8 protein-coding genes are annotated in these 12,016 nt (G+C 69.1%); 2 read left to right on the forward strand and 6 right to left on the reverse strand.

Features of this window, described 5'->3' with window-relative positions; all coding sequences use genetic code 11:
• Positions 1 to 219: 219 nt before the first annotated feature.
• The 4 genes from F3H57_RS09895 to F3H57_RS09910 form a co-directional block, all read right to left on the reverse strand.
• Positions 220 to 1,122, reverse strand: coding sequence for a fructose bisphosphate aldolase (locus F3H57_RS09895; RefSeq protein WP_149755735.1), 903 nt, complete (start codon positions 1,120 to 1,122; stop codon positions 220 to 222).
• Positions 1,123 to 1,231: 109 nt separating this feature from the next.
• The gene (locus tag F3H57_RS09900) at positions 1,232 to 2,590 is read right to left on the reverse strand and encodes a cytochrome P450 (RefSeq protein ID WP_149755736.1); all 1,359 of its coding nucleotides are present in this window, start codon (positions 2,588 to 2,590) and stop codon (positions 1,232 to 1,234) included.
• Positions 2,587 to 3,819: a hypothetical protein gene (locus F3H57_RS09905; protein ID WP_149755737.1), complete on the reverse strand. Its 1,233-nt coding sequence runs from the start codon at positions 3,817 to 3,819 to the stop codon at positions 2,587 to 2,589. The genes F3H57_RS09900 and F3H57_RS09905 overlap by 4 nt, the downstream gene beginning before the upstream one ends.
• Positions 3,820 to 3,912: 93 nt before the next feature.
• Positions 3,913 to 4,665: a cytochrome c biogenesis CcdA family protein gene (locus tag F3H57_RS09910; RefSeq protein WP_149755738.1), complete on the reverse strand. Its 753-nt coding sequence runs from the start codon at positions 4,663 to 4,665 to the stop codon at positions 3,913 to 3,915.
• Positions 4,666 to 4,757: 92 nt separating this feature from the next.
• On the opposite strand from F3H57_RS09910, the gene F3H57_RS09915 reads away from it, so the two are divergent.
• Entirely contained in the window at positions 4,758 to 4,979 is a 222-nt protein-coding gene (locus F3H57_RS09915; RefSeq protein WP_149755739.1) for a sulfurtransferase TusA family protein, read from the forward strand.
• Positions 4,980 to 5,019: 40 nt separating this feature from the next.
• Here the strand turns inward: F3H57_RS09915 and F3H57_RS09920 are convergent, their stop codons facing one another.
• Both F3H57_RS09920 and F3H57_RS09925 read right to left on the reverse strand, forming a co-directional pair.
• Positions 5,020 to 7,821, reverse strand: a complete 2,802-nt coding sequence (locus tag F3H57_RS09920) for an Rne/Rng family ribonuclease (protein ID WP_149755741.1) — start codon at positions 7,819 to 7,821, stop codon at positions 5,020 to 5,022.
• Between the two features lie 531 nt (positions 7,822 to 8,352).
• Positions 8,353 to 9,225, reverse strand: coding sequence for an NAD(P)-dependent oxidoreductase (locus tag F3H57_RS09925; protein ID WP_149755743.1), 873 nt, complete (start codon positions 9,223 to 9,225; stop codon positions 8,353 to 8,355).
• A 128-nt stretch (positions 9,226 to 9,353) separates the two neighbouring features.
• Here F3H57_RS09925 and F3H57_RS09930 point away from each other — a divergent pair, with 128 nt between their 5' ends.
• Positions 9,354 to 11,822: a penicillin acylase family protein gene (locus tag F3H57_RS09930; RefSeq protein ID WP_149755744.1), complete on the forward strand. Its 2,469-nt coding sequence runs from the start codon at positions 9,354 to 9,356 to the stop codon at positions 11,820 to 11,822.
• Positions 11,823 to 12,016: the final 194 nt, after the last annotated feature.

The raw sequence follows: 12,016 nt of genomic DNA on the forward strand, positions 1-12,016 counted from the left end.
CGGCTGCGCGCCCTCCCCGGTGCAGAAACATGGGTCAGTGCGTGCAAGCGGCGCATCGACGGCCCTGCGATGCGCGGCGGCCTTAGGCCTTTATTCCGCGCGGGCACCATTCCGATGGTGCCCGACCAGCCAGTGCCAACGTGCAAACAACAAGAAAGGGCGCCTCCAGAATCTGGAGGCGCCCCGAAACGACTTCAGCATGCCGCAGGGTGTCGGCGGTCAGACCGACGCGCGGTAGATCTTGTCGATGTTCGCGCCGAGCGCGGCGTTGAACTCGTCGTCGGACTGCTGCTTCGACAGACCCTCGGTCAGCGCCCGGCTGAAGCTGGCGATCATCTTGGAGTTCTTCGACAGCCGCTCGCAGGCGTCATCGGTCGAATAACCGCCCGACAGCGCCACCACGCGCAGAACGCGGGGATGGTCGGCCAGCACGTCGTAGAGGCCCGGTTCGCTCGGAATGGTGAGCTTCAGCATCACCGTCTCGTCCTCGGGCAGCTTGTCGAGAAAGCCGTGGATCGCGTCCCGCAGCATCCCCTCGGCCTCAGCCTTGGTCTCCGAATGGATGTCCACCTCGGGCTCCAGGATCGGCACGAGGCCGGCATTGGTGACGAGCTTGGCGATCTCGAATTGCTGCGCGACGATGGCGTCGATCCCGTCGGGATTGGCCTCGTGGATGACCGAGCGTTCCTTGGTCCCGAAGATGCCGAAGCCCGCGGCCTCGGTCAGCAGCGCCTCGAGGCCGGGCATCGGCTTCATCATCTGGACGCCCTTGTCCTGCGCCTCGAGCCCCTTGTCGATCTTCAGGAAGGGCACGATGCCGCGGTCGTTCCACAGAAGGTCCGCCACCGGCTTGCCCTCGATCTCGCCGCGCATGGTGCGCTCGAACAGGATCGCGCCCAGCACCTTCTGGCTGGTGAAATCCGGCGCGGTGATGATCCGCGCGCGCATCTCGTGGATCTCGGCGAACATCTCCTCCTCGCCGGAATACTGGTCCTCCTCGACCCCGTAGAGGCGCAACGCCTTCGGGGTCGATCCACCCGACTGGTCGAGCGCGGCGATGAAGCCCTGACCCGTCTCCATACGGCGGGCCATGTCGACAAAAGCGGCGGTGTCCTTGGCCATGTCTGTGGTCTCTTCCCTCAAGCGGTTATGTCGCAGACCGTCTACGACATGGCCCCGCGTCGCGATAGGGCCCGAGACGCCTTTTAACGCTAACAGCGCGCTCTGCCGCTCAGCGCGGGTCCACCCGCAGATGGATGCCGCCCTTCGCGCGCACGGTCAGATGCGCCACCGGCTCCGGCACCCGCCCCGGCACGGGCGCCACGCGATGATCGCGCAGGAGCCGCGCGAGCAGCAGCGGCCCCTCTACCATCGCGAAGCCTGCGCCGGGGCACACGCGCGCGCCGGCCGAGAACGGGATATAGGCGTCGCGCTGGCAGGCGCGGCCGTTCTCGGTGCTCCAGCGCGCGGGGTCGAACCCGTCCGGGTTCTCCCACAGCCGTTCGTGCCGGTGCAGGTGCCAGGGGCTGAGCACGACCTGCGCGCCCTTCGGCAGATCGCGATCCCGGAATCGCTCCGGGCACGTCGTCTGCCGCACCATCATCGGCACGGGGGGATAAAGGCGCAGCGCCTCCCGAAACACGTCCCTTGCGACGCGCAGCCGGCTCATGTCACCGAACGCGCCGGTCATCCCCTGCGCCTCCTCCGCCACCCTGTCCTGCCATTCCGGGTGCGTGGCCAGGAGATACAGCGCCCAACCGAGCGCCGAGGCCGAGGTCTCGTGGCCCGCCAGGAAGAAGATCGCGACCTGGTCGACCATCTCCTCGGTGGTGAAGGTCTCTCCCGTCTCGGGATCGCGGGTGGTCATGATCTTGGTCGCCAGGTCGTCCGGCGCGCTGCCGGCCGCGATCTCGGCCATGCGCCGCTCCGTCAGCTCGGTGATGAGCGCCCGGATCCGCCGCGCCGCCCGCTTCGTGTCGCGCCGGAAGAAGCGCGGCAGCGCGCGCGGCAGCGGCACGAAGGCGGCAAGGTTCAGGATCGGCTGGCTGCGCTGATAGGCGCGGAATTCGTGGAACACCGCCTGCGCCATCCGGTCCTCGATCGGGATCGAAAAAAGCGTCCGGAAGATCACGTCGGCGGCGGCGTGGCTCGCCTGTTCTTCGGCCTCCAACTCGCCGGGGGCAAGCCGTGCCGCGGCCGCCTCGCTCGCCGCCAACATCGCGGGCCAGGTATCGCGCAGCCGCCCCCCCTCGAAGGCGGGGTCGATGATCCGCCTCTGCCGCTCCCACGCCGCGCCGTTGGTCAGGAACACGCTCTCGCCCAGGAGCGGGCGCAGCCCCTCGCCGATCCGGTCCGATTTCGGAAAATCGCGCGGGCGGTCCTTCAGCACCGTCTTCACGAGGTCCGGCTGGTTCACGAGGTAGGACCGGAAGAAGGGCGTGCGGAACTCGGCCATCCACGCGCGATAAAGCCGCGCCGGCTGGGCCGACAGGATATCCGCGCGGAAGAGCTTCGCATAGCGCCAGAGCGACACGCGCTCGGCGCGCGACGGCGGCTTCGGCGGCAATCCGGGCGGGCCGTCCGGGCTCATGCCGCCATCGAGGTGAACTTGGACACCGGCACGTCGATCCGGCTGGCCGAGGGCGGACGCCCGGCATAGCGGGTGGCAAGGCTGAGCGGCCCCGCGGTGATCTGGAAGTAGTCGTAATCGAGCGGCCGGTCGAAGGCGCACAGGTACTGGAAATGCAGCCGGAAGAAACGCCAGCGCAGCTCCTTCCACCGCGCCGAGCTGAGCGATCGGGTGAACTGTGCCGAGAACACCAGCGGCCAGCGTTTGCCCAAGGGCGCCACGCCCGACACAGCCACCGGATCGCAGAGCGCGAAGGCGCAGCCGTCCCCCGGCGCGGTCACGTCGACCCAGGTCAGCGCCTCGCTGGCCGACAGGAAATGCAGGTCCGCCCGCAGCCGGTGCGCGCCGGGCAGGAAGGACACCATCGGCACCACCTGCCCCAGCGACAGGAAGGCAAGGCGCGGCCCGTTCGCCGGCACCCGCCCCGACCGGATCAGGTCGGCGAGGATCGACACCCCCAGATGCGCGCCCGAGGAATGGCCGACCACCAGCACCTCGTCCGCCCCGTCCGTCAGCGCCGCTGCGATGGTGTCGGCGAATTCCGCCATGCGCCGCTCCAGCGGCGCGGGGCTGGCGCCGTTCCAGCGCGCCGAATAGGCGTAGTCGTGCATCAGGTAATAGGCGAGGAACGTGCCGTCCTTTTTCTTGAACCAGCGCAGCACCAGGGCCGCGAGCGCACCGCCCGACAGGAGCCCCACGGTACCGGCGAGGAGGCCCGACACAGGGCCGAGGAGCTCCGCCGCGACCGCGATCACCGCCGCGCCGAGTGCCAGCGCCACCAGAAGCTGCACCAGCAGCATTCCGATCGGATAGAGCGCCGCGATCACCGGCCCCTTGCGCAGCCGCATCAGCCGCCGCAGCGCGCCCGAGGCGACATAGGTCCACGCAGTCCGCACGAGCTGTGCGTAGGTCGCCGGGATGGTGTTCGACATCGACCCGCGGACGATGTCGGACCAGACCAGCACCTCGATATCCGCCGCGCTGTCCGCGTCGCCGATGCGCGCATCGACGTGCCAGCCATACGGGCCCTTCGTCGTCTTCGGCCGCAGTGTCAGATCGTAGCCGGAAATCTCGGCCTGAGCCGCGCCTTCCTTGCGGTAGAGCTCGCGGTAGCGGCGGGGGTGAATCGGATCGTAGCCGGGGATGTAGAACACCCGGCGCCTCCGAACCTCCTGCGTGCCGTCTGCCATGCCTCGACGCTCCGTCTCGCGCGTCTTGCCAGCATAGGGCGCCAGTCCGGCCGATTTAAGGCGCGAAATGCGGCGCGATTGCGGCCGGCGCGCTCAGCCCAGCATCGCCAGCGCAGGGAACGTTTCCAGCAGCCAGAACGACAACGCCGAAAACGCCCCGGTCAAAAGCGCGAGGCCGACGACGATCAGAAGCACGCCCATCACCCGCTCGATGGCCTTCATGTGCGGCTTGAGCCGGTTCATCAGCCCCATCGCACGGCTGAGAAACAACGCCGCGAGGAGAAACGGAATACCCAGCCCGGCGGCGTAGACCGCGAGCAGCACGGTGCCGCGGGTCACGTTCGCCTCGGACGCCGCGAGCGACAGGATCGCGCCGAGCTGCGGGCCGATGCAGGGCGTCCAGCCGAAGGCGAAGGCGAGGCCGAGGATATAGGCGCCGAAGGCCGATCCGCCCTGGTCGCCGGTCTCGATCCGTGCCTCGCGGTCGAGGAAGGGGATGCGGAAGACGTGCAGGAAGTGCAGACCGAACACGATCACGACCACGCCCGCACCGCGCGCCAGCCAGACCTGGTTCTGCAGGAAGAACGCTCCGAACGCCGAAGCGGTGAAGCCGAGCAGGACGAAGACCGTCGAGAGTCCCAGCACGAAGAAAAGCGCTGCCAGCCCCGCCTTCGCGCGGGCCGATCCGCCGGCGCGCATCTCGGTCACCGACACGCCGGACATGAACGCCAGGTAGGGCGGCACGATCGGCAACACGCAGGGGCTGAGGAACGAGACGATTCCAGCCAGAAGGGCCACGAACATCGCGGGCGCGAGTCCCGCGTCGATGATCTCGATTCCGAACATGCCCCGTGCTTAGGGCATCGCGGCGACAACGTCACGCGGGGCGCAGTCACAGGGGCGTGGACAAGCTGTCACATTCGGCCTAGGCCAAAGGCATGACCCAAGACCTCGACGCGACCGGCCTGCTCTGCCCCCTGCCCGTGCTCAAGGCGCGCAAGCGCCTGTCGGCGCTCGCCTCCGGCGATGTGCTGGTGGTGACGACGGACGATCCCGCCGCGATCATCGACGTGCCGCATTTCTGCACGGAGGCCGGACACGCGCTGGAAGGCCAGGACGAGGACGGCCCCCTGATGATCTGGACGATCCGCAAGGCCTGACGCGCGCCGATCCGACGCGCGTCATGGGGGTTGCCGGAGCTCAGAGCCCCAGCGACCACCAGCCCCGTTTCTTCGGTTTCGGCGTCTCCTCGGACGCGTCCGCGTCCTCCTCGGCCGTGTCCGGCGCGCTGTCGCCCGCACCGTTGGTGGCCGCGTGCCGCGAAGCCTCCTCGGTCGCCGCGCCCTCGGTCGCCGGCTCGGGCTCCGCTGGGGCGGACTCGGCCGCGCGGGCTTCTGCCTCCGACACCGGTGTCGCGTCCTCGGCCGGCGCGTCTGGCTCTGAGGCGTCAGCCGCCGCCGCCGGGGTCTCGACCTCGGCGACAGGATCGGCGTCCGCGACCGGCGAATCCGATGCGGCCGGGGCCGGCTCTGCCGGAACCTCTTCCGCGCTCGGAGCCCCGTCGCTTTCAGAAACCACCGGGCTGTCATCAACCACCGCTGGCGCTTCGGCCTCCGTGGAACCGTCCGGCGCAGGATTGGCCTCCGGCTCGGTCACGGTCGCCTCGGGCGCAGCGCTCTGTGCAGCCGCCTCGGTCTCCGCCGGGCTGTCCGCGTCGGCACTCCCGGATGCGGCGGCGTGCTCGGCCGTCTCCTGCGAAGCGTCCTGCCCCTCGGCGTCCTGGCTTTCGCCCGAGCCGGACTTGGACTTGCGCCGCCGGCGCCGGCGGCGCTTCTTGGGCTTGGGCGCCTCGTCCTCGGCGGCGACCGTTTCCTGCGGCTCCGCCTCGCCCGAGTCGGCGGCCTCCTGCGGGGCTTCCGGCGCCTCCTCGACGTCGGGTTCGACCTCTTCCTCGGCGTCGGAATCGATCGCGTCCATCAGCGCGGCGTCACCGACCACCACCGGGGCCGCGACCTCGGGCACGTTGCGGGTAGCGGTCTTGAACTTCTCCATCGAGAAATCCGGGCTGACCAGCGATGGGTCGCCCTCCACCCGCACGGCCATGCCGTAGCGCATCTCGATGGCGGCGATATGCTCGCGCTTCTGGTTGATCAGGAAGTTGGCGATGCCGACGGGGCACTTCACCAGCACCTCGCGCGAGCGGCGGCGCACGCCTTCCTCCTCGATCTGGCGCAGCACCTGCAGTGCCATGTTGTCGTCCGACCGGATCAGGCCGGTGCCGTGGCAGGCCGGGCACGGCTGCGTCGTCGCCTCGATCATGCCGGGGCGCAGGCGCTGGCGCGACATCTCCAGCAGGCCGAAGCCCGAGATGCGCCCGACCTGGATGCGCGCGCGGTCGGTCTTGAGCTTGTCCTTGAGCTTCTTCTCCACGGCGGCGTTGTTCTTGCGCTCGTCCATGTCGATGAAGTCGATGACGATGAGGCCCGCAAGGTCGCGCAGGCGCAGCTGGCGGGCCACCTCCTCGGCGGCCTCGAGGTTGGTCTTGAGCGCGGTTTCCTCGATCGAGCCTTCCTTGGTGGCGCGGCCCGAGTTCACGTCGATCGCCACCAGAGCCTCGGTCACGCCGATCACGATGTAGCCGCCGGACTTGAGCTGCACCGTCGGATTGAACATGCCCGACAGATACGATTCGACCTGGTGCCGCGCGAAGAGCGGCATCGGATCGGCGTAGTGCTTCACGTTCTTGGCGTGGGACGGCATGATCATCTTCATGAAGTCCTTGGCGATGCGGTAGCCGCGGTCGCCCTCCACGAAGACCTCGTCGATGTCGCGATTGTAGAGGTCGCGGATCGACCGTTTTATCAGGTCGCCTTCCTCGTAGATCTTCGCCGGCGCGATGGATTTCAGCGTCAGCTCGCGGATCTGCTCCCACAGGCGCTGCAGGTATTCGTAGTCGCGCTTGATCTCGGTCTTGGTGCGCTTGGCGCCGGCGGTGCGGATGATCAGGCCCGCGCCCTTCGGCACGTCGATCGCCTGCGCGATCTCTTTCAGCTTGGAGCGGTCGGCGGCGTTGGTAATCTTGCGGGAGATGCCTCCGCCGCGGGCGGTGTTGGGCATCAGCACGCAATAGCGGCCGGCGAGCGACAGGTACGTGGTCAGCGCCGCGCCCTTGTTGCCGCGCTCTTCCTTGACGACCTGCACCAGGAGGATCTGGCGGACCTTGATGACCTCCTGGATCTTGTATTTCCGCGGACGCGCCTTGCGCGGCGGGCGGATGTCCTCCTCGGTGTCGTCATCGGCGACGGATTCGATGCTGTCGTCGTCGGCGCGGGCGCGCGGCGGTTCCTCGGCCCCGCCGTCCGCGTAGGCCTCGGGCGCCTCGTCGTCGCCGTCGGCCTCTTCCGCCGCTTCCGCCTTCGGCGCCGCCGCGTCCTCGGCCGGAGCCGCCGCGTCCGCGGCGTCATCTCCGCCGGAGTCGGGCTCCTCGACCGGCGTTTCGGCCACGGTCTCCATCGGCGACAGACCTTCGCCGGGATCAGCGGACCCGTCGCCCTCCTCGCCGTCGCCGAGATCGATCGTCTCCATCCCGCGGACCGACTCGGCGTCGCGGGAGGCGACCTGGTCGCCGGTACGCGCGGATTCGGCCTTGGAGGACGACCTGCGGCGCGAGCGCGTCGGCTTCTTGGGCTTTTCCTCCTCGTCCTCGGCGCGGGCCTGCCGCTCTTCCTCTTCCATCAGGGCGATTCGGTCGGCGACCGGGATCTGGTAATAATCGGGATGGATTTCCGAGAAGGCGAGGAAACCGTGCCGGTTGCCGCCGTAATCGACGAATGCCGCCTGCAGCGACGGTTCGACCCGCGTCACCTTGGCGAGGTAGATGTTCCCCGCGAGCTGACGCTTGTTTTCGGATTCGAAGTCGAATTCCTCGACCTTGTTGCCGTCCACCACCACGACGCGGGTTTCCTCCGCGTGGGTGGCGTCGATGAGCATCTTCTTTGCCATATTGTCCGTTTGCACGCGCGCGCGCCGCCCGGCCCCGGGGGGCGGACGGCACGGTCGCTATGTCTTGTCAGGGCGAAGCGCGCCGCCGTGGCAGGATGCGGGGCAATGCCCACATGCGTCTGCCTCGTGTTCGGTGCGCGCGTCATCGCGGTTCTTCTCCGACGCGTGGCGCGGCTCGTCCGAGCCGGCGCCTGCGCCCGTTTGATACCCGCCCGCGTCATGCGCGGTCCGGGCGGTTTCCATGGCCCGGGATAAGGGCCTGATCGGTCTGGCAAGGGGGCCCTTTCGCACGCGGCGTCTGCGACCCGATCACCAGCGAAACTCGTGAAGGCCGGGCGCAGCGGGTCTGCGCGGCGCGGCCTGATCGCGACATTAGCCCGCCCGCGCGGCAAAAGACAATGGCAAATCGTGTCCGGGCAATGTGCGGCCGGACCGGCCGGACCGGCGCCGGGGCGTTGCCCCGGGCCCCGGGGTTTATCCAGCCGGACGAAGAGGCTGCCGGGCGCTCTTGAGGCGCGGGGGACGCTGTCTTCAGCCCAGTTTGCGCAGCCGCGCGAAGAGCGAGGACGTATCCCAGCGGCCGCCGCCCATGGACTGCACGTCCTTGTAGAACTGGTCGACCAGTGCCGTGACCGGCAGCGAGGCGCCGACCTCGTCGGCCGCGTCGAGACAGATGTTAAGGTCCTTGCGCATCCAGTCGACGGCGAAGCCGTGCTCCCAATGGTCGTCGAGCATGGTCTCGTAGCGGTTCTGCAGCTGCCAGGAGCCCGCGGCCCCCTGGCTGATCACCTCCACCACCGCGCGGCCGTCGAGGCCGGATTTCTCGGCCATGTGCAGCGCCTCCGAGAGGCCCTGGACGAGGCCGGCGATGGCGATCTGGTTGCACATCTTGGTGGTCTGGCCGGCGCCGCTGTCGCCGATGCGGCGGCAGAGCTTGGCGTAGACGGACATGATCGGCTCGGCGGCGTCGTAATGCGCCTGCTCGCCGCCGCACATGATCGACAGCTGCCCATTCTCGGCGCCGGCCTGCCCGCCCGAGATCGGGGCGTCGACAAAGCCTGCGCCCTTCTCGGCGAAGGCATCGTAAAGCTCGCGCGTGACTCGGGCCGACACGGTCGTGTGATCGACGAAGATCGCCCCCGCCGCCATGCCGGCGAGCGCGCCGTCCTCGCCGAGGCAGACCGAGCGCAGATCGTCGTCGTTACCGACGCAGGCCATCACGAAATCCGCACCGGAGGCGGCCTCGCGCGGGGTGGCGGCACGGGCGCCGCCATGCTCCTGCGCCCAGGCCTCGGCCTTGGCGGCGGTGCGGTTGTAGACGGTGACGTCGTGGCCCGCCTTTTGCAGGTGCCCCGCCATCGGATAGCCCATCACCCCGAGCCCGAGGAACGCCAGCTTCGCCATTCGTCACTCCTTCCGCGATCCGTTCGGGGCCAGTCTGTCGCAAGGCCTCCCGCCCTTGGCAAGCCCGCATCGAGGCGGTAGTCCGGCACGACGCCGCACGTGCGGATCTTGGAGAGGGAATACAGGCAATGCGGCTGGTCTTCCGCTGGCTTCTGCGGCTCGCCACGCTGGCGATCCTGCTGGCGGTGATCGGCGTCGGTCTGGTCTATTACCTCGCCTCGCGGTCGCTGCCGGATTATTCCAAGACGCTGCGCGTGGACGGGATCACCGCGGACCTGGAGATCGTGCGCGACAATTCCAACGTGCCGCATATCTTCGCGCGCTCCGACCGGGACGCCTATTTCGGGCTGGGCTACACCCACGCGCAGGACCGGCTGTGGCAGATGATGCTCTTGCGGCGCACGGCTCAAGGGCGGCTGTCGGAACTGTTCGGAAGCCGCACCGTCGACACCGACACGCTGATCCGTCGGCTCGATCTCTACAACCTCGCGCGCGCCTCGGTGGAGCATCAGACGCCCGAGACGCTGGACGCGCTGGAGGCTTACGCCGCCGGTGTCAACGCGCGGATCGACGAGATCAACCGGCGGTCGCTGGGACGCGGGGCTCCGGAGTTCTTCCTGTTCGACGCGCGCCTGCCGCCCTGGCAGCCGGCGGATTCGCTGGCCGTCATCAAGGTGATGGCGCTGCAGCTTTCGGGGCACCTCTCCGAGGAGGTGCTGCGCGCGCGCACCTCGCTGGCGCTGGAGGACGAGGACAAGCTGGCCGACATCCTGCCCGACATTCCCGGCGACGGGGTGGCGGCGCTGCCGGAATACGCCGCGCTGGCGCCGGGCGCGTCGCGGACCGCCGCGCTGGAGCCGGTGCCGGAGCGGGACGGGTTCCTGTCGCCCCTGCCCGAGCGCGGGCTTGCCGGCGCGTCGAACGCCTGGGCGGCCGCACCGTCGAGGTCGGCCTCGGGCGGCACGCTTCTGGCGGGCGATCCGCATCTGGGCTTCACGGCGCCGTCGATCTGGTATCTCGCGCGGATGCAGCTGACGGCGGGCGGAGTCATCGGCGGCACCATTCCCGGCATCCCGGCGATCATGGTGGGCCGGTCGGAGCAGCTCGGGTGGGCGATCACGTCGTCCTATCTCGACGATCAGGACCTGCACCTGGAGGAGCTCAACCCCGACGACCCGCAGCAGTACCGCACGCCGGACGGGTGGAAGGAATTCCGCACCCGCCGCTCGATCATCGAGATCAAGGACGCGCAGCCGATCACCATCACCATGCGCTGGACCGACAACGGGCCGGTGCTGCCCGGATCGGTCTACGACCTCGGCGCGATCACGCCGCAGGGGCACGTGATGTCGCTGTCCTGGACGGCGCTGTCCGGGCGCGACACGTCGATGAGCGCGGCGGTCGGCCTGATGGGGGCACAGGACGTGCGCAGCGCGATCGAGTTGTCGGAGGCCTATGTCGCGCCGAGCCAGAACCTCACGCTGATCGACGACGAGACCGTGGCGATGAAGACCATCGGCACGATGCCCCGCCGCGACCCTGGGCATCAGAGCCGGGGGCGCCTGCCATCCCCCGGCTGGGTCGAGGCGAACCGCTGGCAGGGCCGCCTGCCCTACGACCAGAACCCCGAATTCGTCGCGCCCGCGGGTGGTGTTGTCGGCAACACCAACAACAAGGTGATCGACCGGCCCTTCCCACGTCACATGAGCCATGAATGGGGGGACAGCCAGCGGGTGATGCGCTGGCGCGCGATGATGCAGGGCCGCGAGGTGCATACCCGCGACAGCTTCATCGAGGCGCAGCTCGACACCGTGTCGCCGGCGGCGCGCACGCTCCTGCCGCTGATCGGCGCGGACCTGTGGTTCACCGGCGAGGCCGCCGCCGAAGGCACACCCGAGCGCCGCCGCGCCGAGGCGCTGAGCCTCCTGGCGGACTGGAACGGCGAGATGAACGAGCACATGCCCGAGCCGTTGATTTACGCCGCCTGGCTGCGCGCGCTTCAGGACCGGCTGATCCGCGACGAGCTCGGGCCCCTGGCGGACGAATACGACCATGTGCAACCGCTCTTCATCGAACGGGTGTTCCGCGACGTGAGCGGGGCCTCGGCCTGGTGCAACGTGATCCGGTCGAGCCGGGACGAGACCTGCACCGACATCGCGCGGCTGGCGCTCGACGACGCGCTGGTATGGATCGACGAGACCTACGGTACCGCGCTCGAAAGCCTGCGCTGGGGCAATGCGCACCAGGCGACGCACGATCATCCGGTTCTGGGCGATGTGCCGGTGCTGCGGTATTTCGTGAACATCCGGCAGTCGACCTCGGGCGGCGATCACACGTTGCAGCGCGGGCGGACCTCCGGGCAGGATCCCGAACCGTTCCTCAACGTGCACGGCGCCGGCTATCGCGGCGTCTACGACTTCGCCGATCCGGATTCGTCGGTCTTCATCAACTCGACGGGACAGTCGGGGCATTTCCTGTCGCGCCATTACGACGATCTCGGCCAGCTCTGGCGCCGGGGCGAGTATATCCCGATGTCGCTCGATCCCGAGCTTGCCAGGGCCGCCGCCGTCGGCGTGACCCGGCTGACCGCGAAGTAAGGGACGCCGCGCCGGTCGCCTCGTGGCGTGAGTTGCGCAGCGTCGGGCCACGGTCCCGCGATGCACGGTGGCCCGACGGGCTTGTGTCCACGCGGGAGCCGCGCAGCGCAGGGCCGCGGTCCGGGTCTCAGAGCGGCGCGCTTTATTCCGGCCACCTCGGCAAGACCTCAGAGCATCGCGCCAAGCGTCCCCAA

The sequence above is a fragment of the Roseivivax sediminis genome, assembly GCF_900112685.1.
GTDB classification, from domain to species: domain Bacteria; phylum Pseudomonadota; class Alphaproteobacteria; order Rhodobacterales; family Rhodobacteraceae; genus Roseivivax; species Roseivivax sediminis.